Origin of the sequence: Chryseolinea sp. H1M3-3 (genome assembly GCF_029360725.1) — a bacterium.
Classification (GTDB): domain Bacteria; phylum Bacteroidota; class Bacteroidia; order Cytophagales; family Cyclobacteriaceae; genus Chryseolinea.
Genome location: NZ_JARKMY010000015.1, coordinates 106012 through 130918 on the forward strand (window position 1 = coordinate 106012; position 24907 = coordinate 130918).

The window sequence follows — 24907 nt, forward strand, 5'->3', positions numbered from 1 at the left end:
AGAACCCCCTTCATTTATTGTCTGTGTCGATGGGCTAGGACCTGTTATCGTGGGCGCGTCATTTATCGCGTTAACAGTTACCGTAAAGCTTGCTGTGTTGCTATCCGCACCATCACTTACTTCTAACGTGATTGTGACTGGACCACCACTCAGATTTGCAGCGGGTGTAACTGTAACTGTGCGGCTGGCTCCTGTGCCACTAATCAATATTCCTGTAAGCGGTATTAGTGTTTCATCGCTTGAACTGGCCGTTACGTTCAAGGTGTTGACCGCATTGTCAATATCTCCTACTGTAAAAGTTAATGCACCCGTCGAACCCCCTTCATTTATTGTATGTGTCGATGGGCTAGGACCTGTTATCGTGGGCGGGTCATTAAAGTTATTAACAAGAATTGTTATTGAAGCTGGGGCTGATATTTGAGGCTCTGTGTCCTGAATCGTGTACTGAATAGTAGCAGTACCAAAAAAATCAGGCAATGGCGTAAACGTTACATTTCCTCCCCCATCATATACAAAAGTCCCGTCGGAGGTTGTTACAGAGTGATTATTTCCTAATGTGGATGCATCCAGATCAACCGACGTTAGATCCAGAACGAATCCTGAACCAGGAGAATCATTGGCGATGATATCAATGACGACAACATCTCCTTCGTTTATAGCAGCAGGCGGAGCATCATCACCAGCCGTAGGCTGCGCATATGCAAATGCACAAGGCAGTATCAGGCAAACAGAAAGTAATGTTTGACGGAAAAAAAGCATATTTGAACTATAGACGTGTCAAAAATAATTAATTTTCTGAACTATATGCTTCCAGTTTCCTAAATGTAACACCCAGAGTTCAGGGACTTTTCTTAGAAAACAGCGGATTTCACCTAACCAGGGCGTCTTTTGATTCGAATTCTGCTCTTTCCGCCCCATGCATGTATGAAAATACATGAATGTTTTCATTAATTTATACATTCCCCCCAACTTTCAGGGGGATATCAAGGATTTTCTTTTTAGTCCTTTGCCCCCGCTTTTCGTCTTGATTAATTCCTTATCTCCTCTAATTTTGAGCCTCAGAATTAAATCTCCATGGGAAGAGTATTTGAAAAACGAAAGCACAAAATGTTCGCTCGCTTTGATCGAATGGCCAAGGCATTTTCACGGATAGGAAAGGATATTGCCATTGCCGTAAAACAAGGTGGCCCATTGCCTGAGAACAACCCGAAGCTGAGGATGTGTATTCAGAACGCCCGTGGTGTGAATATGCCGAAGGATCGCGTTGAAGCTGCCATTAAACGTGCCTCCTCGAAAGAAGAAAAAGACTTTCAGGAAGTAGTTTATGAAGGCTATGCTCCTCACGGAGTGCCTATTGTTGTCGAGTGTGCTACTGATAATCCGACCAGGACGGTAGCCAACATCCGGCTTCATTTCTCAAAAAATGGTGGGACAATGGGAAACTCGGGGTCGGTAGCTTTTCTTTTTGAACGGAAGGGTGTTTTTAAATTTGATCCAACAAAACTTGACCTGGATGAGCTTGAGCTTGATCTTATTGATGCGGGCGCGGAGGATATCGAAAAAGGGGATGAAGAAATTATTGTATACACTAAATTTACAGAGTTTGGTCATATGCTGAAATTTCTTGAATCCAAGGGAATCGAGGCCAGAAGTTCGGATCTGCAATACATCCCGACAACCACCAAGGAACTTGACGAGAATCAACAAGATGAAGTCCTGAAGTTGGTGGAGGTTTTAGAAGCGGATGATGACGTCCAAAACGTTTACCACAATTTGGCGTAGATACAAGCAATCTGCCGGTAACCGTTAAATCTAAGTTTGTTTCGCTATGATTTGTTGCGCTGGTCATGCCGATGAACCAAACGACGAACCCTGTTTCAATCCAGCTAGAACCCGGCGGATTAGGCATCCAAAAATCATCCATTAAAGTAAAATTCAGGTATTTGACTAATGTAATAACCACCAAGCGATTACAGCTGTTCTCTTAAAACACCAGGGAATAACTTTGTAATCATGAGCCGTACCTCTTTTTTCGTATTGTTGGTATTCATTGGCCTGAAATCTCATGCACAACATTCTTCTGTTTCGTTTGGAATTTATACTGGCCTGACCGCCTCATTCACTTCTGATGACGGAATCAAAAAGGATCCCCGATATGAAGGACGGTTTGAGGCCAAATTTGCACCCGTTGGCGTCAATATTGGACTGGACTATGAAACATTTGGCATCATGCTGAGTCCGGGGTTGATCAACATTGGGCAAAATTTTTATGTCGTGAATACGCAAGGAGGCCAAGATGGTATGAGGAAAATAGATTTGAAATATCTAACGGTACCCCTATCCTTTCGGATCCATCTCATTCATTTCGTTACTTTTAAATTGAGTGCGTTGGCATCCATAAGTCCCAGTTTTTTACTTCAGGGAAAAGAATCAATAGGTCACCAAGCAACGAAACTAGACTTTCCGCAAGAGGTCTATCCTATTTTACCTCCTAATTACACTATTGAGTATGACGGCGTGCTCGCACCAGAAATGAGCAACTTGAATATTGCAGAAAAAAAAGATTTTAGACCAATACAACTTTTTGCTGGCGCAGGATTCAGATCTGATTGGGACCCTTCTAACTTTTGGAGAATATCAGTAGATCTGAGAGTCAATTATGGGCTTTTTGATCCGCGAACGGAACAATATACAAAAGATCAGGAGTCAAAGTTATCGCTATACCAAATTCATGGCCAACGGAGAGAATTTTTTGCACAGTTTACTGTTGGTATTTCCCGCTATATCGAATTTGAAAAGAGCGAAAAAGAGCGAAAGAAGAAACTAAAAGGTACGACGAAGAAATATCGACCAACACAATATCCTGGTCAACGTACACGACAATCTAGACCGAAAGATTAGTATGCGGTTTTATTAAACCATGTTATGCTTTTTCATAAGCGATTTTATCATCAGGCTCTACCTCTTCCTTTGTGCGGGCCCGCCACCACAGCGCGAGGGTTGACCCGCTGCTATTCATGATAGGAGAAAATATTGCCGGAGCAAGTCCTACGGTTGAAAGCTTACCCATAGCCAGTGCCAGTGCTGACCCCAGGCCTGCATTTTGTAACCCCACTTCAAGTGCCACGGTCCGGCAATCCTTTTCCGGCATATTTAATGCTTTGCTAGCCCAAAAACCTAGTGTGTATCCCGTAACGTTATGAATCAAACACGCTAATATCAAGAGGGGTCCAACGACGAGTAAATCATTTCTTCCCGCCGAAGTAATCACAACAATAATCAATCCTATTCCCGCCATAGAAATCACCGGCATTATGTCATCGAGGAATTTAAATTTCCCATGAAGAAAATGATTAAATATTAACCCCCCGCCTACTGGTACAATGATAATTTTTGTAATATCTACTACCATATCCCAAAAGTTTATAGCCACATACTGACCTGCCAGTAACTCCATTAATAGCGGCGTCATAAGGGGCGCAAGCAGCGTAGCCAAGGCTGTCAGCGTTACAGACAAAGCAACGTTCGCACGGGCCAGATAAGACATGACGTTTGAAGCTAAGCCACTTGGGCAACTGCCAATGAGAATAATACCAGCTGCAATTTCAGGAGGAAAAGAAAAAATCTTTGTAATGGCCCAGCCTGTCAATGGCATGATTGAATATTGGGCAACAACTCCGATAATTACGCCCTTAGGCATTTGCATCACTCGGCCGAAGTCTTTCAGTGATAACGTAGTGCCCATACCAAACATGATAATTTGCATGAGCGGGATAATAAGTTTTGAAAGCTTAAAATCTCCGACTTGAATAAAATACTGCGGAAAGTACATGGCGGCTGCCACTGCCGCAAAAATCATAATCGTAAATGCGTACCCTTTCAGCAGTTCGAAGCCACGAAAAAACATCGCCAGGGAGGCAAAAAACAACACCAAAAACCATCCAGCGTACGCGTGCAGATCTTGAACGGTCAACACCAGAAATGTTAAAAAGAAAATAATAGAAAAAATAAGTGCGAACTTCGTGGTTGTTTTTTGCATTTGCCTTTTAAAAATTTAGTGTTCTCGGGTTAATACGAAAAATGAAGCAACCCCATACTTTTATGGGATTGCTTCACATATTGTACTTGATTTATTAATGTCATTAACTCCACAGTCTATCCCACGACCGATCTTTATCCCACTCTGGTGAAGGAGCGAAATATGATGAGTTCTCAGGATCAAGATGTTTCTTGACAACTTCCTCATTCAACTCAATGCCGAGTCCGGGTGAATCTGGAACGATTGCAAATCCCTTCTCAACCATCGGTTTTTGGGTTTTGACAAGGTTCATCCAATAATCTACATCGACGGAGTGATGCTCTAACGCCATAAAGTTATGTGTTGCTGCAGCACAATGAACATTTGCCATAAACGAAACGGGGGTTCCAGCAAAATGCATGGCCATAGCGACACCTTTTTCCTCCGCATAGTCACCAATCTTCTTTGTTTCCAGTAGCCCACCCGATGAGGCAAGGTCAGGATGCACAATATCGACAGCCCTGGCGTCTATCAATTTTATAAATTCCTCTTTTAAAAATATATCCTCTCCGGTTGTAGTCGGAGTTTCAATGGCATCAGAAATAGTTTTCCATTGCTCGGTAAATTTCCAAGGAATCATATCTTCCAGCCAAGCCAACCTATATTTCTCAACAGCTTTTCCTAGTCGTATCGCATTGTTGTGGTCAAAATGTCCGTAGTGATCGGAAGCTAGTGGAATATCGTATCCCATTTTCTCACGAACCAGTGCTACACGATTTGCCAGAATCTCAAGACCTTTATCAGTAAGTTGTATCTGCGTTAATTGATGCTCTGTGCTTCCATAAGTCATTGGCTCATTAGTCCATTGCCTTCCTATGTCCCAGAAATTGCTATTGGAAGCAGTGTCCTTAACACCCTTTAACAACTCTATACCGAAATCCATTTTCATAAACGTGAAGCCTTGTTCATTCAATCTTTTTTGAACTCTCGCTACGAACTCTGCTTCATTGTCTCCTTGCGGAGTATCGGCATAAAGACGAACTCTATCCCTGTACTTTCCTCCTAAAAGCTGGTATGCAGGAACATTGTAGGCTTTCCCCGCAAGATCCCACAAGGCCATTTCAACTGCACACACGCCACCTGCCTGCCGACCATGAAAACCAAATTGCTTGATGCGGCGAAAAATCATTTCAACGCTACAAGGATTCATGCCTAAAATACGGCTCTTCAAGAACATGGCATATCGGTATGACGCTCCATCACGCACCTCTCCCAAACCGTATATTCCCTGGTTGGTGTCGATACGGATGACCGGGCATCTTGCGTGGCCGTTCATAACCACGGCATAACGCATGTCAGTGATCTTAAGGTCGGAAGGAGCTGAATTACGATTTACTTTCGACGTTGACTGAGCCAAGGTGTCTTCAAGAGAGCTGAACATAAAACCTCCAAGCATCATCCCTCCCATCGCAGATTTTTTAAGGAAGCTGCGGCGTGGGTTTTCTTTTTCAATTTTCTCTATTGGAGACTCAGGTTGCGGCTCGGGTTCTTTCGCTCCGAATTTCTCCAGAAGTTTTTGTGATGGTGTTTTCATAAGCGTTGTTTAGTCAATAATAAAGTCATCTACCACGTTCTTTTTTTCATATACTCATCAAGTTCCTGACGAGACATAGGTAATTTTCCAGGATTTTGATCCAGCCAACTTAAAAAATCTTTTTTTATAGCATCCGTCCATTGTTGATCGATTTCGCCTGGCGTATACTTTCCCTCGCGCAAGCGTTGATGCCCGAACTGGTCGCGAAGGGCTATAAATTCTGCGTTGATAACAAGGTCTGCCACAAGATGCGCAGGAATAAAAACTATCCCACCTTTCTTTGCCAGTACGGCATCCCCCGGAAGAACAGTAGCCCTACCGATGCGAATGGGAACGTTTATGCCACCAAGCATCATCTCTTGTATATAGGATGGATCGTATCCTTTTATCCATGCATTGAAACCTTCGATTTTCTCCAATCCTTCAGCATCACGTACCGAGCCATAAAATATCACACCATTTTTGGAATTGGTATAAATGGCATTACCCAAATTGTCGCCGATCAGTGTACCATCCACGATCTTACCATAACCATCAGCCACATAAACATCACCGGGTTTTAACATGTCAATAGGCCACGAGTTAAAATTTCCCTTACGGCCTTCTTCCTTGCCTTTCGCACGAACGATATTATCATAATCGGTACGCTTAGGCAGATATTGAACGGTCAATGCACGACCAACTAACACCTGGTCTTGTTTCAAAACCATCCAATCTCCCTCAAACTGATTGTTGTATCCAGCGTTTCTTAATATGCCCCACGCCTCTTCCAAAGAAATATTTTTTAATCTCGCTAGAAGTTTATCAGAGACATTAGGACGACCATCAGGAAGTCTTTCGCCCTTCCATTCCGGTGTAAGTGAAATAATTTGGTCCTTCGTTAGTGTTACGTGCTGCGCCTGCAAACTTAAACCCGAGGCTGTCAGTAAAAATGCAAGAAAAAAAATTCGCTTCATGGTTATGATATCTAAATAAAGTATCAAACTAAAGAAGTTTAAAACCATTTGGTCACCCTTCTACGTAGCTATATTGCCGGTGAAGGAATTGGTGAAAAGGATAAGGGCAACTTACTCAGTTGCCCTTATTAAAAATGATCTATTCATTGTCCCACCACACTCGCGTGTCAAGCTTGTCGCCACCCATTCTGTCGATGGCTACATTGACATTAGCTGAGTTTACCGAAATCTCAGATGTTGGATATGTTAGTCTGTAGATATTGGTGACCTCTTTTCCAGGATATGGATTTGGAGCTAACGCGGGGAAACCACTTCGTCTGTAATTCGCAAAAGCTTCCGGTCCATTTAAGAAAGAAGCTATCCAATATTGTGTATTGATTTGCTCCAGATAGTTAGCTGCATCATACGGATTTGCACTCACATATGTATTAATATCTGCAGGAGGTACGGCAGAACCTGCATCGAATGCTGCTAACTGTTCCATATGGGCACGAATACCGGCTTCAAAATGCTCAGCAGCAGTTTGGCCTGTACTAATCCAGCCTCTTTCAGTTGCTTCTGCGAGTAACAGATGAGTTTGGGCGGCCGACACAAGATACATGGGAGCGGTTAGCTTTGCCATGCGTTTACGGTCTACTTGGCTAAAATCATAGAAGCTAGCAAGCCCTAATCCCGTAGCAACAGCACCAATCGTACTGTTATCGTGGCCCATAGGCATACCGATTTGATCAGCAGGTGCTTTTGTTAATGTTACAGTAGCTGGAGGATTGCCATTGGCAGTGTTAGCTTGCTCAGGGCCACTTTTTGCGCCTTTGTAACGAACCGCGATAGAAGTTAACCTGGGGTCATTAGTATTCTTTAAATGATCAACGAATGGTGCCGTCAGATAAAAATTTGCACCTTCCGTACCATTCAACGTTACGCCTAGGGCATTTTGATAATTATTATCATGTCTGACAACAGCGTTATCAGCATTCGTCAAAATCAACTCAGCACCTTCTACGCTTGCAACTGTTTGTGCTGCTAAAGTTGGATCCACAGTGCTTAACCTCATGCCAGCACGAAGTATAAGAGAATTAGCGAATTTTGTCCACTTCGCAACGTCTCCCCCATACAATACATCCGCGGTTTCAATTTTACCTGAAGCACTAAGTCCAGCAACTGCAGATTTCAAATCCTGAATGATTGCTGGATAAATATCCTCTTGAGCGTCATACTGAGGGAGTGTAATACCCTCGAGGTACCCTTTGCCCGCCTCAAAATAAGGTATATCGCCATATGCGTCAGTTAAAACCATAAGCGCATAGGTCTGAAGGATTCGTGCCATTTGGTACAAATTACTTCTGGTGGCATCGTCTTGCGTAGCGTGAATCACATCAGCCGTATACCGGATCACATTCCGATAATACCCTTGCCATAGGCTTTGCGTTGCCTGGCGGTTGTCCTGATTGTAGTTTGCACCCGTAAGAACTCCAGAGTTTGGAGAAATGATGTGCTGCACAACGCCGACATCGTAAATTAGTGAACTACCACCACCAGCGCCACCGCTGCTGGATACGTTAACAATACCATTGTTAAGTATATATACGGGATCAATTTCAGCAGCTCCCGTTTTACTCGTGTTGAGTTCATCGAATCCGTTCTCGCACGAAGCGATCACCAGAAGCAAACTCACTAACAGACTATAGTTTAATAGCTTTTTCATAGTTATGCTACCCAATTAGAATTTAACATTTAAGTTGAAGCCCATATTCCTTGTGGTGGGAAGTCCAGTGGATTCCATACCAATAAGATTGTCGGAACTGTAGCCGAAAGACTCTGGATCGATATTTGGAATCCATTTTTTCAACATCAGTACGTTATTTGCGACGAGGCTAAGTCTTACACCTTTTACAGGGAAATTTTCCGGCAAGAATTTAGTGAAGTCATATCCAAGCGTGATTTGACGAAGCTTCCAATAGCCACCGTTGTAAATTACCGGTTCGATAAGTCCTTTTGACCTAACAACTTCGTAGAACGGTTGTACAGGGAATACAGCTACAGTGTTTGGTTCACCAGCTTCGTTTACACCTTGTCCTACAACACCTGATTCTCTTCCTGCTAACGTTTCTTTATGCAATCCATGGCGGTAGGCATTAAAGTTTGTTCCAGAAAGCATTTTGTTTCCTAATTTAAAATCAATCAAGAAAGAAAAGCTGATGCCTTTATAAGTCAAGGAGTTTGTAAACCCTCCAACCCACTTAGGTAACGCACTTCCAAAGTTTAAGAAAGTTGATGTTGCTAAAGGAATTCCATTGGCACCATAGATAATCTGACCATTGTTCCGTTGATATCCGAATCCGGCGATTTGTCCTAATTCCTCGCCCACGATATGCCTGAGTTCGCCATTAAATACGTGCGTGCCAACAGTGATACGCTCACCCGGGGTATCTGTAGTGATCTTAAGTACTTTTGTAATATTATAGGATCCATTGAATGTAAAATCCCACACAAAATCACTGGTTTCTATAGGAACAATGTTTAACATCAGCTCCACTCCCCGATTTCTACTTTCACCGCTGTTAATGCGAGTATCTACATACCCTGAAGCATCAGAAACCTGAGCCTGAACAATCTGATCTGTAGTAATTTTCTGGTAAGCTGCTACATCTATGTTTAACCGATTCTTTAACATCTTCAATTCAAGACCGACTTCAGTTTCAGTAACAGTCATTGGCCTTAAACTCCGATTAGGAAGGGTAGTTGACGTTGGTCCGCCCAACGGTTGAGGCGCTCCTGAAGGATTCGCCAGGAAATTGTTGTTAATTCCATAATAAAGAAGTGTAGAATAAGGCGCAACATCGGAGTTGCTTCCCACTTCAGCGTAAGCCACGCGGAGTTTACCAAAATTCAGGAAACCGGATGTATTCTCTAGGAAGACATATCCCAATGAAATGGATGGATAAAATGTACTTCTGTTGCCTTTGGATAATACAGAGAACCAATCATTCCGCCCTGTTGCACTTAGGAAAAGAAAGTCTTTATAAGAAACTTCGGCAGATCCGTAAAGTGAATTTACCTTCTCCTCACCCAGTGTGTACAACGGATCCTTTACACGTCCATTTTGAACAGTATATAGATCGCGCACTACGAAATCGGTAACCTGGACGCTATTCAGTTCGGAACGGCGATACATTTGGTTACCGCCTACATTCACACTTAAAGCGAAATCGCCGAATGATTTATTTGACCCAATAAGCCAATCGGCATTTAGCTCACGGAAATTACGCGCGTCTTGTGTATACATACCATTTACAAATCCCGCAGGAGCTGCTGCTCGCGATGCCTGGCCAGTTGGGAAATTGTTGTAATCCTCAGTCCGTGACCAATAATCTTGACCAATACGACCTTGCACATATAACCAATCCGTGAGATCGTATCTAAGTGAAATGTTGCCAAAAACTCTGTCACGTCTTGTGTTATGGAATTGCTCCGCTAATGTGAAATATGGATTTGTTCGATTCATAAATCTGGAGTACACAAATTCATTGCCCTGCGCATTGTATTTCTTTTCATTCAACAACCATAATGGCATGGAGTTAGCCATTGCATACAATGCCACCGGTATCGTGTTATCCTGGTTTCCTACGTTAGGAGCATTTTTGTTATATTCATTTGAATAATTAATGCTTCCTTTTACGCTGAGTTTTTCTGACAATGAATAGTTGAAGCCAAGGTTAATGCTTCTTCTCGTGAATGAGTTGTTAGGCACAATCCCTTTGCTGTCCATATTCGCCAATGACAAATTGAAACCGCCTTTTTCTCCTCCTGAAGACATGCTTAAAGTATTCGTCATCGTCTGGCCGTTTCTGAAGAAGTCCTTGATATGATTTCTCTGAGGCTCATATGGAACAGTGACGCCATCAAAAAGAACTTGTGTCATTCCAGGTTGAAATTTTTCCCCAAAAGACCATTGTCCTGATGTTGGATTAGGATTTGTTGGGCGAACGCCATTTTCACCTTGACCGTATTCGTATTGGTAATCAGTAAAATCTAAAGGCTGATCGTTGGTGTAATTTAAGTTATAGGTCAACCCGAGACCACGTCCATCTCCCTTTGTCTTTGTAGTGATCATAATAACACCGTCTTTCGCACGGTAACCATATAATGCAGCAGCTGTAGCACCTTTTAAAACTGTCATGCTTTCAACATCATCAGGATTTATACTTTGCAAACCATCTCCACCATCCGAAGTAACACCACCACCTCTTGTAGCAATTGCATTGTCTCCTCCAACCGAACCAGATGAGGTAGGGTTTGTTCCGAAATTTGTATTATCTATAGGTACACCATTGACAACGATAAGCGGGTTATTTTGGCCAGTAAAAGAAGACTGACCCCTAATACGAATCTTAGATGTTCCACCAGGACCTGTTCCAAGACCAGAAATGTTAACTCCAGCAATTTTTCCCTGGAGCGAGTTCATGATGTTGGGAGTGCGATTAATCGTAAGCTGGTCAGCGTTCACAGTGCTTGTTGCGTAACCCAGACTTTTACTCGACTTTTCAATACCCAACGCAGTCACAACAACTTCTTCGAGTGACTTTACATCAGGATCAAGTCTCAGGTCTATGGTGGTTCTTGAACCTACCGTAATTTCTTGCGTAGCGTATCCTATAAAAGAGAATACAAGTACAGCGTTTTCATCTGGCACTTCTACGGAATATCTACCATTAATATCCGTAGATGTTCCTACAGAGGTACCCTTTACCAACACGTTTACCCCCGGAAAATCTGCACCGTTTTCGTCGGTCACTTTTCCGGAAATTGTAATGGCGACTTCATTTTTTTGCTGACGTGTTGCGAGGCGTTCCGCCAGATAATCACCAGTGGAAGCCGAAGGGAAACTGAAAAGCAACGGCGTCGTTGAAATAGAAGCCGTAGGTTCAGCAGCGATAGGTTTCCTTACGCTTTTCTTTTGGTAGATAACATAAAATCTGTCCCCACCTTTTTCATAATAGAGCGTAGTTTGCCTTAACATCATGTCTAAGGCCTCTTCTGCACTTTTAAAAGAACTTTTGGACGGCTGAATTAATTTGTTCTCCACCCATTCATCTTTGTAAGCAATGGATACATTGAACGATTTTTCAACTTCCTTTAGCCCTTGCTTTAGGGAGTAGGATTCCAAACGGACCGCCCTGGGCGATGCTGCGGCATACACCTCATCGTGCTGCGGCAGCGCTTCGTAAGATATCAGCAGGAATATGCCGATTAGTAAGTACTGACATTTCATAGGATATGGTTTAATTATAGGTTACTGTTTTAAGATTTTAATTGCTCTTTACTCTTTTAGATATATCCGATTTTCCTCTTTGATCACTTTCAGTTGGAATGCTTTGGCAATCTGCTGCAACAAACTCTCGGCATCTGTTACAGGCATGGAGCCTGATATGGTTTGTTCCAGAAGGCTTTCCTTTACGTCCACTTCAATACCATAATTGTTCTTAATCATATGAAGCATTTCTCGTAAACTCGTTCTGTTCAGAATCAGATTGTGCTCCGTCCAAGCTGTATAAAGTTTAGGATCTACCTTTCTTTTTACATACTTTTTCTCATTGTATTCCACCAATTCTCCCGGGCTCATCAATATTTTTTCGTCTTCCTGCACAGTTGGCAGACTGAGTTGAATTTGTCCTGAATTCAACATGATTTTAGTTTCATCTCTATGATAAACATTAAAGGTTGTTCCAAGCACTTCTATATTTACATCCTCACTTGTTTTTACTAAAAAGGGTTGATTGTTCTTCTTGTGTACCACTGAAAAGAATGCCTCACCATCCAGCCAAACCTCACGTACGGCAGACGCTTCCCATTGCGAATGCAATTTCAGGAGGGAGTTAGAATTAAGCATAACGGTTGAGCTATCGGGTAATGTAATGGATTTCGTTTCGCCAAATGCCGTTCTATATTCTACCATTGTTGGCGTTCGTGGCCAAAAAAAAGAACTAATGCCGATGAGTAATGCTGCCGCAGCAACAGAACTATACCAGAGGATCAGCCTCGACTTACTTAGCCGTGGCTTGTCAACAGATTGTAAGTCAGTGTTCCGAATTTGATTCCAAACCGCTGATACCTCATTTGCAGGAAGATCATAGTTATAAAAATTTAGTCGAAGAAGGGTCGAGCGCGCTTCTTCCACATCGCCTCGCCTTTCAGGGTTTTCTTCAAGCCAAGTGTGCCAGAAAGACTCCGTGTTTTCATCCATGGCAAAAACCCATGATTGAAAATGCTCATCCATTATAAAATCTTTAACCGAAAATTGGCTGTAATCTTTCACACTGATAGCTCGTTATTGTATAAGAAGGCGGTAAGCCTGGTTTCTCATCATTCTTCCCAAAAAAAATTTTACACTTAAATAGTGATCACAATCCCAGTAAAGAGAACAGGATTAAAAAAACGGCATCGGCTTTGAGTTTTTTGCGCAAAATATCGATTGCCTTAGAGATTAAATTGTAGACGGAATCTACATGCAAGTCCATTATGGCTGCCACCTCGTGATAAGAAAGCTGATTAAAGAATTTCAAAAAAATTGCTTCCCTTTGTCGTTTGGTCAATGTATGGAGGCTATTCCTGATTTTTTTATTTCTCTCTACCTCCCACTCCTCTTCAATAAGTACATCTTCTTTAGAGGGTGCAAAGTCAAACCCATGTCCATCCCGATCGCTCAACGATATCAAAAATTTTCTGCCTACTGTTAAGCGATTCATCAGTAGGCGTCTAAAGGATTTGAAAAGATAATAATTGACACACGTTACTTCACTCAATTTTTCTCTTCGGTCCCACAAAAGCGCAAACAACTCCTGAATACAATCCAACACCAATTCTTTATTTCTGCATGTATGCATACCATAATTATAGAGCCGATGCACATACTTATTATACAGAACAGAGAACGCAAGGTCATTGCCCTTCTTAAAACTTAACCACAGGGTGCTGTCATCCAGTGATTGGTCTTTATAATTTCGGCTATGATTTTTGAGCGGTTTAGCTAGCATAACCCATTTCCGTGGTGATTGCGAAAATTAAAATTAGTATTTTTTACCGAAATCGATTGAATTGAGTATTAAAAAAGCGTGATTTTGACTTTTTGGGCTAAAAACCGCAAAATTTGAAAGGATCGTTTTAAGGAAATGCTTTATGGGAGGCTTGAAAACCAACGGTATGGGTAACGATCGTCATTTGCCCTCCGTATTTTCCGTGGTGCAGGGTAAGGAAAAATGAATGCAATCTTTAATGATATTATTTTGATTGACGAACTGAAAATAATCGGCGCTTCTCATCTCTTCAATCAAGCCGCTTTTTTTTAAAACATTTGCGGACGCCGTGTTATCGACGTCGGTAAAAGTCTGAATCCTGTAGACCGCGGGTTGCGATTTCAATATATCCATCATTCTTTTACATACTTCTGTGGCATATCCCTTACCCCACTGCGTAGGACTGAATATATATCCGAATTGAACCTTCCCGTATTCATTGATAATACCAAAACTACCTATCAAACGCGAATTATCGCGCAGTCTGACCGAATAAGAATAATCTGTGCCAGCCGCCCAGCCTTCAGCAGCATACTGTAAAAACGAATGAGTATCGTCGATTGATTGGTGGGTTGGCCAAGACATAAAACGCGTTGCTTCGGGCTTGCTAGCATAGGTGTAGAAGATTTCTTCTGCTTCTTCATACCTTAGTTTCTCTAAAATCAATCTGTCGGTAGTAATTTGTAAAGGCAAATCAAGCTTTACCATAATTTTAAATAATCTTTCATGGCCAAAGACAGCAATATCGTCCATCGATATTTTAAAAAAAAATTTGAACACGCCATCATTATGGTGAAAGTAAACCCAGTTGTTTTTAAGGGAGTTGAAATAACCATCTTACCAAATGGCACCATCGAGCAGCGTGAGTTAGCTTTCGATGAAGCAATATGGGATGATCTAAATGCTGATGGTTTTGAAGAAGGGAGTGCCCTGGAATTTAATCTATATTACTCTGGGCTAGTACAGTAGGCTTAATTTCTAACGAATTTTGCATTCTTATTACCTTTTCTCCGTCTTCAAGTGTATCTTTGCGGCGGCAAATCGGCACGACCAGCTCCTGCTGAACTCCCCCAGGATCGGAAGGTAGCAAGGGTAGGCGGTTGTAGCGGTGCGATGTTCGATTTGCCATTTTTATATTCTTAAACTCCGTCGCAGCCAACGTCCCTCAATTCCGCGTCATTTTAACTTACAAAATAACAACCCAAAACTGAAACGATCACATGAAATTCTTCATTGACACAGCTAATCTTAATGAAATCAAAGAAGCCCATGACCTCGGGGTCTTAGATGGTGTGACTACCAATCCATCTTTAATGGCGAAAGAAGGAATAAAAGGTGCCGATAATATTAGAGCTCACTATAAAGCGATTTGTAACATTGTCGATAATAATGTAAGTGCTGAGGTGATTTCCACAGACTTTGAAACAATTATTAAAGAAGGGCGCGAGCTGGCTAAAATTGATGACAAGATTGTCGTTAAAGTGCCTATGATAAAGGATGGGGTTAAAGCCATCAAAAAGTTTTCTAGTGAAAATATCCGTACGAACTGTACACTTGTTTTTTCTGCTGGTCAGGCGATCTTAGCGGCGAAAGCAGGTGCAAGTTATGTGTCTCCGTTTATCGGTCGCCTTGACGATGTTGGAACGGATGGTTTAGAACTCATTGCACAGATTGTAAACATCTATAATAATTATGGCTATGCAACCGAAGTACTTGCGGCTTCTGTAAGACATACCATGCACTTAATTCAATGCGCAGAGCTTGGGGCCGATGTGGCAACTTGTCCCTTGAATGTAATTATCGGTTTATTGAAGCATCCATTGACCGATAGTGGCTTAGAGAAATTTCTCGCTGACTACAAAAAAGTCAACGGCTAATTCATCATCACATTTCAATCAAAGCCACAGCAAATGTTGTGGCTTTTTTGTTTTTAATAGCAAGGCGAGGCACCCGCTGACCGGTGTGAAAAATAATTTGCAAATTAGGACGTTCAAATTTTAATAAGGCTTAAAATGTTTTCTACTGATCCGGTTGTACATGTAAAAGGCGTGAGTATTTTTCACGATCATAACACTATTCTGGGTGACGTCTCTTTTGATATTCAAAAGGGCGAGTTCGTTTTCATGGTGGGCAGGACGGGCTCCGGGAAATCCTCGCTACTAAAAACATTGTATGCAGACTTCCCCCTCCGCTTAGGCGAAATGACTGTTGTTGGGTTTGATCTTCGAACCATTAAGCCATCACAAATACCTTTATTGCGTCGTAAACTGGGAATCATCTTTCAAGACTTTCAGCTTTTCAATGACCGGTCTGTCGGGGAAAATCTCATGTTCGTGATGAAAGCCACCGGCTGGAACGATAACGCGAAAATGAGAGCAAGACTATCTGAAGTTTTAATGCAGGTAGGACTAGGATCAGTCGAAAAGAAATTACCTTATCAACTTTCTGGTGGCGAACAACAACGAATTGTTATTGCCAGGGCACTTATCAACGAGCCACAAATTCTTATTGCTGATGAGCCAACCGGAAATCTTGATCCCGAGGTTTCTCATGGGATCATGAAAATTTTTCAACAAATAAATAAGACTGGTACAGCTGTGCTCATGGCTACACACAGCTACGGACTTATTAAAAAATTCCCGGCAAGAGTTCTAAAATGCGAAGAGGGCAAAGTGTTTGACTCTGCCCAATCTCCCTTTGAACTCACTACAGAATATTAAGCTAGCTGTGGTACAGCTGCGTCTGACAGGCTATGAGTGATTTCCATAATCTTAATCACATCCCCTGAAAGATTCTTAATAGTTGAAAAACTTGAACGTACCAATATTACTTCTCCTTTGCGATTGATTCGTTTATAGACGCCTTTCTTAGGATAGCCGCTGGCAAGGTCTTTCCAGAACTGTCTGTATTCTTCACTACTCTTATCTTCTTTTGTTGTAAATATCCGATGGTGCTCACCTAGCACTTCATCCTGCGTATATCCAAATAGTTCCAGGTAGTTGCTATTGACTTTCGTAAGGGTACCATCAACATTGTATTCCGCAACAGATTGAGAAGCATGGATTGCAGATAACGTATTATCTGTTTCTGCCTGACTTCTTTGCATTTCCTCTTGTGTTGCCTGGAGTTCTTCCATGTTTTGACGCATCTCTTCTTCCTGGGCTCTCATCTGCTCAGTCATTTCCTGCGACTCTTCGAGCAATCGTTGCGTGCGCGCATTGATCTTAACGGTAGAGATAGTGGACGCAATTGTTTCAGCTATTTTTTGTACAAATTCCTTTTCGAAATCCTGGAATTCATTAAACGATGCGATCTCTACTACACCGAAGATCTGATCATTCACCTTTAGGGGAACAATCAAAACGCTTGTCGGATTAGCATCACCAAGTCCGGAAACTATCCTGATGTAATTTTGAGGTATTTCGGTCAGGTAAACAATATCACCTTCTTGCCAGGCTTGTCCCGCTAAACCTTCACCCTTGTAAATCTTATGATTTAAAAATTTCTTTTTGTCCCATGCATAGCAAGCTTTTAAAGTCATCGTCGCTTCTTCACCTTCGTTGACTTCATCAATAATATAGATCGCGCCTTGGTTTGCTTTTAGATATTTCACAAGGTTACTGATGATCTCGTCTGAAAGCTTCGTCAGATCATTTGTATTTGTTCGTAAAATCTCACCGAACTTAGCCATTCCTTCTGTTGCCCAATTTCTCTTTTTATCGTCCTCAGCAACTTTAGAAAGGTTATCGCGCATATTGATGAGGGCGTTCCCTAAAACATCATGCTCACTAAGTGGTTTGAATTGAGTATTGTAATTACCGTTACCAATATTTTCGGCAAAAAGGCTTGTACCCTTCAATCCGGCAACAAGTTTATCCATAGCTACTGCCATCTCTCCGATTTCATCATTACTAAAGTTCCCTTGCTTCTCCTCTACCAATTCACCTCTACCTAATTTCACAACGATATTTTTCAAGAAGTTTACAGGCTTAGTGATCGTGCGCATTAAAAAGAAGGCACTCAATAATCCAATTACGATGATACCGGATCCGAGAATAATAGTATAATTCCGAAGACTTCGAATGGAATCAATCACGTCACTATCCGATCGTGACGTAACCTCGTTTTGTGTAACGGCAACACGGTTTAGTCTGGAGATAAGATCGGTGGTTCTGGGAATCACCTGGCTCTCAATCGCATCTTCCGCTAATAGTTTGGTCAATGGGTCTTCGTAATGCTCGAAGGACTGAAGATTAGCCATGATCGATTCCTTCTGGACATTCAGGAGCGTATCAAACTTTAAAAAAACTGTGTCCATCTGGCGGCGCTGGCTGTCAGTTTCCCAAGTCGTCATCAGTTTGGTAATTTTCTCCTGCAACGCCGGATACTCATTATCCTGCAACAATTTCAGGGCGTTCTTGTCCTCCTGGTTGGTTTGTAGGTAAACCCAGTTTGTTACCAACATTTTAGAACGCGTTACCATTAGAATGAAATCCTTAATGGCATCCTGCGACGGGCGATACACCTGGCTTGAACTGTTTACAACATTGTCGATCACATTTCCTTTCCAGAAAATGATAACACCATTAATAATAAACAGCGCAATCAAAATTAGAAAACCACCGAGAATTTTATTCCCAATGGTTAAACGTAGCCCTGATTTTTTCTTATTAACTTCTTCTTCCATAATTAAATTAATATCGCTAGACGGGATAATTCATTGCTAATTTTAAGACCCTGTTTCAGGGCTGCACTTTGATTTAACTCAAAAGCCAATTTGCCATCTTTCGTAATAAAATTGACATTGCTACCTTTTGCTCCGAGGCCGGGCTCTTCAGTTACGACCAGGATTGATTGTGCCATAACTTTTCCCAATACGTCGGCTATTTCTGCCGATTTCGATGCGGGTATATACAAGATGTTACATTTCCGGATTTCCGATGGTGCATTAATTCTTGTGACCTTAATGTTTCTGTCTCCGACTTTTTTTACCTGAGCCATGGATTTTAATTCGTCAACAATTGGAGAATCGCCGAGCACAAGGATTTCAAAATCTCCACCATTGTAATTATCCGGCCATTGGATATAGCGGGTAAAACTAAAGATGAAAACGGTGTGCATCTTATAGGCTTGGGCTAATCCACCAACTGAATTAACGACCAAAAGAATAACTACAAGTAAGTACCTTTTCATGAGCATGTTTTGATTACTGTTGTTGAACAGCATTTACAAAAATATGCCCATGGGCTTCATGAAATGATTAAAAAGTTAGTCATTTCTGACATTGCGTGATATTTTGGCCAACTTATCACTTTTGTCAACCCGATGACTGTTTGCGTGAACCAACTGGCGCTAAATTGCGTCATTAGAATCATCTGACTATCAAAAGATAAGTTTATGCAAAGAAATACATTGATGTTTATTCTAGCCCTGGGCCTTTTCTTGCCGGCGTGTTCACAAACTGAGAGAAGCGGGAAAACGATCGCAAACCCTACGTTTAAGGTTGTAAAGTCCGACGACGAATGGAAAAAGCAGCTTACGCCGATACAATATAAGGTACTGAGGGAAAAAGGTACTGAAATTGCATTTTCCGGAGAATACTGGGATAATCACAAAAAGGGTACTTATGTCTGCGCGGCATGCCAGTTGCCACTTTTCGACTCTCAGACAAAATTTGAGTCAGGCACGGGATGGCCCAGCTTTTATAAGCCAATTAGTGAGAATGCTGTTTTAAAAGTCGGAGACGACAGTCACGGCATGGTGCGGGACGAAATAATTTGCAGCCAATGTGGTGGGCACTTAGGCCATGTCTTTGACGACGGCCCCAAACCAACAGGTTTACGTTACTGCATGAATTCTGCAGCGCTGAAATTTGAACAGAAGAAGTAACATCTTACAACGCCGTCAAATCGCCCTTCTTTTTAAATCCATGAAAGGCTATTACCTTTTATATGGATCAAAATGAAATGCTATGTGTCGGTTAATGGCCTACATGGGTGCTCCCATTATTATTGATAAGTTATTATATCAACCTAAAAATTCGCTTATCAATCAAAGTATTAATGCACGAGAGATTGAGGAGCCGCTCAACGGTGATGGCTTTGGTATCGGGTGGTATGTTGCTGATGTTAACTACGAACCAGTGACATTTGTATCTATCAATCCGGCTTGGAGCAACAGGAATTTAAGAAATCTGGCGCCGAAAATCAGAACGGAATGTTTTATAGCCCACGTGCGGGCGGCAAGTGTCGGCGAAGTCTCAGAATCAAACTGCCATCCGTTTCAATACAAGAATCTCTTAATGATGCATAACGGCGGCGTTGAAAATTTCGCATTGATCAAACGTCAAATACGAGAGCCGCTAAGCGATGAGTTGTACAATTGGATAAAAGGACAAACCGACTCAGAACATATTTTTGCCCTTTTGCTGCATTATCTTTCTAAGGAGACCTCCATATCGCCTGACGCCGTCATTTTTGCTTTTGAAAAAACTTTTGATCATTTAAATAAGTTGATGAAGCAATACGGTATTCATGAACCTGCATATCTGAATATGGTGGTGACCAACGGACTGTTTGTCGTGGGTTCACGATATGTTTCCGACGCGAGAGAAAATCCCCTGACACTTTACCACTCAGAGGCTACGCATTATGCAGTAGAAAATGGCGTAAGCCAGATGTCAGCTGTCGGAGGTGAAAAGGCAATTCTGGTGGTGTCTGAAAAACTTTCGGACGAAAAAGATTGGACGCTGGTACCGTCCAACCATTTTGTAATCGTAGACCAAGGTTTAAACGTAGCGATAAGGCCGATACGTAGTGGGAGTTGATATCGTATATTTTAATAGCATATCTGGCCAGAAAAATAAATATTTGAAGGCCAAAAAATAAAATAGCATGAAAGAGATAACAGTTCAAGAATTAAAAAAACTGCAGGATAGCGGTGAAGATTTTCAATTGATTGATGTTCGAGAACCGCACGAATATGATATCTGTAATCTGAATGGAGAGCTTATTCCACAAGGAGATGTACCTTCTAGTGTCGATAAAATTGATCGCAACAAAAAAGTGGTGGTTCATTGCCGCAGTGGTGCGCGCAGCGGCAATATGATACAATGGCTTGAAAAGAATCATAAATTTGAAAATCTGTACAATCTTAAAGGCGGTATCCTTGCATGGGCCCGTGAAATTGATCCCAGCATGCCAACGTACTAACCGGTTAAAGTGACCAGCCAGTCATGCATCAAGGTTAATAGTGGACAGATTTTCGTTAGTTCCGGCTCGACTCGATAGCCTGTTCAATGTCTTTGATGATATCTTTCACATCTTCTAACCCCACGGCTATCCGGATCAGCCCGGGCATAATTCCGACCTGAGCGCGTTCGTCATCGCTGAGTTTGGAATGCGTCGTCGATGCCGGATGTATGGCAATAGTCCGGGTATCTCCAAGGTTCGGTGTATGCGAGATCATCTTAAGGGAATTTAGAAATTTTCTACCCTGGTCCAGCCCGCCTTTAATTTCAAACGTAACTAACCCCCCGCCCAGACGCATTTGTTTTTTTGCCAATGCATGCTGAGGATGAGATGGAAGAAAAGGATATTTCACCCTGGCAACGTCCGGATTAGTTTCGAGATAAGTTGCAAGCTTCATGGCGTTTTCACAATGTCTATCCATCCGCACTGCCAGGGTCTCCAGACTTTTGGAGAGCACCCAAGCATTAAAAGGTGACATCGTTGGACCCGTATGTCGCGTGAAAAATCGAATCTCCTTAATTAGTTCTTTAGTGCCGAGTATGACCCCTCCTATCACGCGTCCCTGGCCATCAATAAATTTAGTAGCCGAGTGCGTAACGATATGAGCGCCATACTTTGCCGGATTTTGCAAGTAAGGTGTGGCGAAGCAATTGTCCACATTTAAAATCAACTTATGCTTATTCGCCAATTTCCCGAGCCATTCCAAATCGATAATATCCAGCGCCGGATTGGAAGGAGTTTCAACAAAAATCATTTTTGTATTAGGCTGAATCTTACTTTCCCACGTCTCGGGTTCGCTAATATCGGCGTAGGTATGTGAAATTCCGAACTTCGGAAATATAGTGTTTAGAATCTGATGTGTAGAACCAAAAACTGAACGACAAGCGAGGACATGGTCTCCCATTTTTAACAATGCTATCATCGAGCTGAACATCGCAGCCATGCCGGAAGCTGTAGGTACGCCATCTTCTGTTCCTTCCAGCAAACACATTTTCGCAATGAATTCACTCGTATTGGGATTTGAATAACGACTATAAATGTTTCCCGAAATTTCATCTGCAAACATGGCGCGTGCCTGCTCGGCATCGTCAAAAACAAAACTCGATGTCAGATATAACGGCACGGAGTGCTCACGATATTCAGTTCGTGCATATTGTTCGCGTATGGCATCCGTTGCAAAATTCCTCTCTTCAGTATTCATTCTGATAATCCAATTATATTCTTAAAAATTGTGTGTTGATGGTTATGGAAGGATTTCAAAGCTGTGCGTAATCTTTGCTTTGTGTTCAAGGGTCTTTGCCACGGAACAATACTTTTCAACGCTTAACGTTACCGCACGTTTTACTTTATCGGAATCTAAGTCACCATATAGGCGGAAATGCACATGCACTTCGACAAATAGTGAGGGAACTGCCTCTTTCTCCCGTTCACCGGTAACGGTTATTTTAATATCCCGCAAAGGCTGCTTTTGTTTTTTCAAAATGCTTATGATGTCGATAGTACTGCATCCTCCCATGGCAGCAAGCAAGAGCTGCATAGGACGCATACCTTGATTCGTACCTCCAATATCTGGTGAGGCATCCATGTGAATAGTTCTGCCCTGCTCATTGATGGCCTCAAGATGATACCCATCATTCAATCGATTTAATTCAATTTTCATGCACTTTTTAGTTTCTCTGGCCAAATCAGACTTCCCATCAACATCGCGATAAAGCTTGCAATCGTTGCAGGTATTAAGCTCGGCCAACCTGTTTCATAAACTTCAAAGATAATCCAAGTAATAATACCTATCACCATAGAAAGCAAAGCTCCTGCACTACTGGATCGTCGCCAATATAAACCCATTGTTAGTGGCACGAAGAGAGAAACCAGGCTAAGGATAGACGATTCGCTTACTAATTCGTAAATATTCGAACGCATGCACGCCATGATGGTAGCTAATGCGCTAAAAATCAAAACGGAAATACGCGTAACCCAAAGCAAGTGCTTATCAGAGTAACGATGTCTCGAAAGCGGCTTGAAAATATTTTCCGCACAAATAGCCGCGGGTGCTAAAATTGCCGAACTGGTTGTACTCATGATTGCTGAAAGTAACGATCCGAAAAACAAGATTTGTATCGGCATCGCTGTATGCATCATCACCATAGACGGAAGTACAAGCTGTGTATCGTCCTGCAATTGCTCAGGGTATAAATGCTTAATACAAAGACTAATAAAAAGCGGAAGCATCGCGATAGTGAGATAAAGAATCGCTGCAATATGACACGACCATACAGCCGTATTAACGTTGCGCGAAGACATGGCGCGCTGAAACACATCTTGGGAAGGAATTGATCCCAGGCCTAGAACACTCCAGGCTGCAACGTATCCTACCACTTCTTTCGCCTCAAATCGAGGTAAGAATTGAAAATTTTCTTGGGGTACACTACTTAACACAACAGTGGGTCCACCCGCTTTATTCGCCAGTACCATCGCCAATACAAGCATTCCGATTATAATGATAATGCTTTGAATAAAATCTGTGATCGAAATGGCCCACATACCACCAACGTAAGTATACAACGTAACAATGCAAGCACTGATCACTACACCTTGCCAAACGTCAATACCTACAACAACATTTAGTATCAATCCCATTGCTACCAGTTGCGCTGCGATGTATCCAATATAAGGCGGTGCTAAAAAAATACTCGCTACAAGTTCTGTCTTTTTTCCATACCGGATTTTGAAAAAATCTCCGAGCGTCAGAAGCTGCATGTTGTATAACTTTCTTACGAAGAATAATCCGAAGAGAAACAAGCAAAGGGAAGCGCCAAATGGATCTTCTATTACACTATACAGTCCCCCTTTTAAAAATTCAGAAGAAGCACCGAAAACGGTTTCAGAGCCGAACCATGTTGCAAATAAAGCAGCAGAACTAAGCATCAAAGGCAAACTTCTTCCAGCCAGCATGAAGTCACCTGAATTTTTGACTTTACGAGAAGCCCAAAATCCTACCAATACAGTAAGAAAAAGATAGATGACAATAGAGAACAGTAACAATGTTTAACCGCTTAGACGAATAAAAGTCTAAAACTAAACAACTGGCTGTTTTTTGCAATAGATATTGAAGTGGTCTATTTGTTTTTCTTGAGTTGGAATGTTCTCGTCACGTTAAAACCCAAATGAATATCTCCATCGAAAAAGTCGTCGCGTGTTTCTGTCACAAAAGCACGTTCAGTCAGGCCGACAGCATTGGTGAGAACAAGTTGGAACACGTGTCCGCCTGTTTCAATATCGATACCAAAAGCAAGGGGATTATAATATGGAGAGTTTTCTTTTTCACTTAAGTTGTAGTAGTACTCTGTTGATATCGCAACGCTTTTAGTCAGCTTTATACGCCCGCCCAATCCCAATGCCACTTGGGTATTTTCTTCTATAGATTGCACGACGGCATTCTTGTGTACCAATGTTGGCATAATTTGAAATGAAAAGTTGGGTGAGAACTTACGGGCCAGTAATAATTGAATGGTGCCCGAAAGACGATCAATGTTTTCGAAATCAGGAGAAACATCAGCATTCTTTTTGGGCGAAAATTTATAAGCGCCACCTAGTAATGCCGTAGCAGAAAATGGAAAATTTCTAGCGCCGGAACTCTGTCGAAGTACTTTCATTTTAAAATAACCATCCATCGTTTTGTCGAAAGAGTTACGACCGATGCTAACCGATAACCAATCCGTAATTCCATAATCAAGCCCCAACCGGACAAGCGCTTCATCCAAACCAAACATCTCATATGCACCGCCATTGATTGCGCCAAAACGATGTGCAAAAATAAATTCCAGCGAACCAGCATTTTTTGTTTCGATTGAATGCCCGTTAGCTAACCGCGTTCCTTTAAAAGTGGCAAATGTATATTCAGTTTCCTTTCCTGTTTCCTTTTCCAATTCTGCAAGAAGGTCGTCTTGCGCGTAAACCAAACAAGGGGCGAGTAATAAAAGAAGTAATAATTTTTTCATTTGAGATAAGAGTTTAAT

At 41.9% G+C, this 24907-nt stretch carries 23 protein-coding genes and 1 other RNA gene; 9 read left to right on the top strand and 15 right to left on the bottom strand.

Translation table 11 applies throughout. The features are described 5' to 3' along the window. On the bottom strand, positions 1-759 hold a 759-nt coding region (locus tag P2W71_RS23395; protein ID WP_276373832.1), incomplete at its 3' end, for an Ig-like domain-containing protein. Positions 760-1074: 315 nt separating this feature from the next. Between P2W71_RS23395 and P2W71_RS23400 the strand changes: the two genes are divergently transcribed. Then, complete coding sequence (locus P2W71_RS23400; RefSeq protein ID WP_276373833.1) at positions 1075-1782, top strand: YebC/PmpR family DNA-binding transcriptional regulator; 708 nt, start codon at positions 1075-1077, stop codon at positions 1780-1782. Between the two features lie 231 nt (positions 1783-2013). Further along, positions 2014-2901 (top strand): outer membrane beta-barrel protein, encoded by an 888-nt coding sequence (locus P2W71_RS23405; protein WP_276373834.1) that lies wholly within the window; start codon positions 2014-2016, stop codon positions 2899-2901. A gap of 22 nt (positions 2902-2923) precedes the next feature. Here the strand turns inward: P2W71_RS23405 and P2W71_RS23410 are convergent, their stop codons facing one another. The 8 genes from P2W71_RS23410 to P2W71_RS23445 form a co-directional block, all read right to left on the bottom strand. Beyond that, positions 2924-4039: a bile acid:sodium symporter family protein gene (locus P2W71_RS23410; RefSeq protein ID WP_276373835.1), complete on the bottom strand. Its 1116-nt coding sequence runs from the start codon at positions 4037-4039 to the stop codon at positions 2924-2926. Between the two features lie 103 nt (positions 4040-4142). Next, positions 4143-5612, bottom strand: coding sequence for a mandelate racemase/muconate lactonizing enzyme family protein (locus P2W71_RS23415; RefSeq protein WP_276373836.1), 1470 nt, complete (start codon positions 5610-5612; stop codon positions 4143-4145). 29 nt (positions 5613-5641) lie between these two features. Next, a complete protein-coding gene (locus P2W71_RS23420; protein WP_276373837.1) occupies positions 5642-6568 on the bottom strand; it encodes an RraA family protein in 927 nt (308 codons plus the stop codon). A gap of 139 nt (positions 6569-6707) precedes the next feature. After that, positions 6708-8273: a SusD/RagB family nutrient-binding outer membrane lipoprotein gene (locus tag P2W71_RS23425; RefSeq protein ID WP_276373838.1), complete on the bottom strand. Its 1566-nt coding sequence runs from the start codon at positions 8271-8273 to the stop codon at positions 6708-6710. A 15-nt stretch (positions 8274-8288) separates the two neighbouring features. Then, entirely contained in the window at positions 8289-11840 is a 3552-nt protein-coding gene (locus tag P2W71_RS23430; protein WP_276373839.1) for a SusC/RagA family TonB-linked outer membrane protein, read from the bottom strand. 48 nt (positions 11841-11888) lie between these two features. Beyond that, complete coding sequence (locus P2W71_RS23435) at positions 11889-12884, bottom strand: FecR domain-containing protein (protein WP_276373840.1); 996 nt, start codon at positions 12882-12884, stop codon at positions 11889-11891. 85 nt (positions 12885-12969) lie between these two features. Next, positions 12970-13602 carry a sigma-70 family RNA polymerase sigma factor gene (locus P2W71_RS23440; RefSeq protein WP_276373841.1) on the bottom strand — a complete coding sequence of 211 codons (633 nt, stop codon included), beginning with the start codon at positions 13600-13602 and terminating at the stop codon, positions 12970-12972. Between the two features lie 180 nt (positions 13603-13782). Continuing rightward, complete coding sequence (locus P2W71_RS23445; protein WP_276373842.1) at positions 13783-14349, bottom strand: GNAT family N-acetyltransferase; 567 nt, start codon at positions 14347-14349, stop codon at positions 13783-13785. An 18-nt stretch (positions 14350-14367) separates the two neighbouring features. On the opposite strand from P2W71_RS23445, the gene P2W71_RS23450 reads away from it, so the two are divergent. From P2W71_RS23450 to P2W71_RS23465, 4 genes are all read left to right on the top strand, one after another. Further along, a complete protein-coding gene (locus P2W71_RS23450; protein ID WP_276373843.1) occupies positions 14368-14610 on the top strand; it encodes a hypothetical protein in 243 nt (80 codons plus the stop codon). Between the two features lie 63 nt (positions 14611-14673). After that, positions 14674-14774: signal recognition particle sRNA small type (ffs, locus tag P2W71_RS23455), an RNA gene on the top strand. An 87-nt stretch (positions 14775-14861) separates the two neighbouring features. Continuing rightward, positions 14862-15518: a fructose-6-phosphate aldolase gene (fsa, locus tag P2W71_RS23460; RefSeq protein ID WP_276373844.1), complete on the top strand. Its 657-nt coding sequence runs from the start codon at positions 14862-14864 to the stop codon at positions 15516-15518. Between the two features lie 135 nt (positions 15519-15653). After that, the gene (locus tag P2W71_RS23465; protein WP_276373845.1) at positions 15654-16361 is read left to right on the top strand and encodes an ATP-binding cassette domain-containing protein; all 708 of its coding nucleotides are present in this window, start codon (positions 15654-15656) and stop codon (positions 16359-16361) included. Here the strand turns inward: P2W71_RS23465 and P2W71_RS23470 are convergent. Continuing rightward, positions 16358-18328: a GAF domain-containing protein gene (locus P2W71_RS23470; protein ID WP_276373846.1), complete on the bottom strand. Its 1971-nt coding sequence runs from the start codon at positions 18326-18328 to the stop codon at positions 16358-16360. The genes P2W71_RS23465 and P2W71_RS23470 overlap by 4 nt on opposite strands. 2 nt (positions 18329-18330) lie before the next feature. Beyond that, complete coding sequence (locus P2W71_RS23475; protein WP_276373847.1) at positions 18331-18834, bottom strand: YfiR family protein; 504 nt, start codon at positions 18832-18834, stop codon at positions 18331-18333. A gap of 204 nt (positions 18835-19038) precedes the next feature. On the opposite strand from P2W71_RS23475, the gene msrB reads away from it, so the two are divergent. The 3 genes from msrB (at position 19039) to P2W71_RS23490 (ending at position 20852) form a co-directional block, all read left to right on the top strand. Continuing rightward, on the top strand, positions 19039-19530 hold the full coding sequence (msrB, locus tag P2W71_RS23480; protein WP_276373848.1) for a peptide-methionine (R)-S-oxide reductase MsrB: 492 nt from the start codon (positions 19039-19041) through the stop codon (positions 19528-19530). Between the two features lie 82 nt (positions 19531-19612). Then, entirely contained in the window at positions 19613-20467 is an 855-nt protein-coding gene (locus P2W71_RS23485) for a class II glutamine amidotransferase (RefSeq protein ID WP_276373849.1), read from the top strand. A gap of 67 nt (positions 20468-20534) precedes the next feature. Then, the gene (locus tag P2W71_RS23490) at positions 20535-20852 is read left to right on the top strand and encodes a rhodanese-like domain-containing protein (RefSeq protein ID WP_276373850.1); all 318 of its coding nucleotides are present in this window, start codon (positions 20535-20537) and stop codon (positions 20850-20852) included. Between the two features lie 55 nt (positions 20853-20907). On the opposite strand, the gene P2W71_RS23495 is transcribed toward P2W71_RS23490, so the two are convergent. From P2W71_RS23495 to P2W71_RS23510, 4 genes are all read right to left on the bottom strand, one after another. Then, a complete protein-coding gene (locus tag P2W71_RS23495; RefSeq protein ID WP_276373851.1) occupies positions 20908-22092 on the bottom strand; it encodes an aminotransferase class I/II-fold pyridoxal phosphate-dependent enzyme in 1185 nt (394 codons plus the stop codon). Positions 22093-22134: 42 nt separating this feature from the next. Further along, positions 22135-22551, bottom strand: coding sequence for an OsmC family protein (locus P2W71_RS23500; RefSeq protein WP_276373852.1), 417 nt, complete (start codon positions 22549-22551; stop codon positions 22135-22137). Next, positions 22548-23933, bottom strand: coding sequence for a sodium:solute symporter family protein (locus tag P2W71_RS23505; RefSeq protein WP_276373853.1), 1386 nt, complete (start codon positions 23931-23933; stop codon positions 22548-22550). Before P2W71_RS23505 ends, P2W71_RS23500 begins: the two co-directional genes overlap by 4 nt. A gap of 74 nt (positions 23934-24007) precedes the next feature. Then, a complete protein-coding gene (locus P2W71_RS23510) occupies positions 24008-24889 on the bottom strand; it encodes a DUF5777 family beta-barrel protein (RefSeq protein WP_276373854.1) in 882 nt (293 codons plus the stop codon). Between the last annotated feature and the right edge of the window lie 18 nt (positions 24890-24907).

Bases quoted from the DNA above. Each gene is read 5' to 3' on its own strand.
- P2W71_RS23445 (WP_276373842.1), bottom strand. From the start codon at position 14,349: ATGGTAAAGCTTGATTTGCCTTTACAAATTACTACCGACAGATTGATT.
- P2W71_RS23450 (WP_276373843.1), top strand. From the start codon at position 14,368: ATGGCCAAAGACAGCAATATCGTCCATCGATATTTTAAAAAAAAATTT.
- P2W71_RS23410 (WP_276373835.1), bottom strand. From the start codon at position 4,039: ATGCAAAAAACAACCACGAAGTTCGCACTTATTTTTTCTATTATTTTC.
- P2W71_RS23490 (WP_276373850.1), top strand. From the start codon at position 20,535: ATGAAAGAGATAACAGTTCAAGAATTAAAAAAACTGCAGGATAGCGGT.
- P2W71_RS23500 (WP_276373852.1), bottom strand. From the start codon at position 22,551: ATGAAAATTGAATTAAATCGATTGAATGATGGGTATCATCTTGAGGCC.
- P2W71_RS23470 (WP_276373846.1), bottom strand. From the start codon at position 18,328: ATGGAAGAAGAAGTTAATAAGAAAAAATCAGGGCTACGTTTAACCATT.
- P2W71_RS23405 (WP_276373834.1), top strand. From the start codon at position 2,014: ATGAGCCGTACCTCTTTTTTCGTATTGTTGGTATTCATTGGCCTGAAA.
- P2W71_RS23475 (WP_276373847.1), bottom strand. From the start codon at position 18,834: ATGAAAAGGTACTTACTTGTAGTTATTCTTTTGGTCGTTAATTCAGTT.
- msrB (WP_276373848.1), top strand. From the start codon at position 19,039: ATGCAAAGAAATACATTGATGTTTATTCTAGCCCTGGGCCTTTTCTTG.
- P2W71_RS23400 (WP_276373833.1), top strand. From the start codon at position 1,075: ATGGGAAGAGTATTTGAAAAACGAAAGCACAAAATGTTCGCTCGCTTT.
- P2W71_RS23420 (WP_276373837.1), bottom strand. From the start codon at position 6,568: ATGAAGCGAATTTTTTTTCTTGCATTTTTACTGACAGCCTCGGGTTTA.
- P2W71_RS23415 (WP_276373836.1), bottom strand. From the start codon at position 5,612: ATGAAAACACCATCACAAAAACTTCTGGAGAAATTCGGAGCGAAAGAA.
- P2W71_RS23495 (WP_276373851.1), bottom strand. From the start codon at position 22,092: ATGAATACTGAAGAGAGGAATTTTGCAACGGATGCCATACGCGAACAA.
- P2W71_RS23425 (WP_276373838.1), bottom strand. From the start codon at position 8,273: ATGAAAAAGCTATTAAACTATAGTCTGTTAGTGAGTTTGCTTCTGGTG.
- P2W71_RS23510 (WP_276373854.1), bottom strand. From the start codon at position 24,889: ATGAAAAAATTATTACTTCTTTTATTACTCGCCCCTTGTTTGGTTTAC.
- P2W71_RS23430 (WP_276373839.1), bottom strand. From the start codon at position 11,840: ATGAAATGTCAGTACTTACTAATCGGCATATTCCTGCTGATATCTTAC.
- fsa (WP_276373844.1), top strand. From the start codon at position 14,862: ATGAAATTCTTCATTGACACAGCTAATCTTAATGAAATCAAAGAAGCC.
- P2W71_RS23440 (WP_276373841.1), bottom strand. From the start codon at position 13,602: ATGCTAGCTAAACCGCTCAAAAATCATAGCCGAAATTATAAAGACCAA.
- P2W71_RS23485 (WP_276373849.1), top strand. From the start codon at position 19,613: ATGTGTCGGTTAATGGCCTACATGGGTGCTCCCATTATTATTGATAAG.
- P2W71_RS23465 (WP_276373845.1), top strand. From the start codon at position 15,654: ATGTTTTCTACTGATCCGGTTGTACATGTAAAAGGCGTGAGTATTTTT.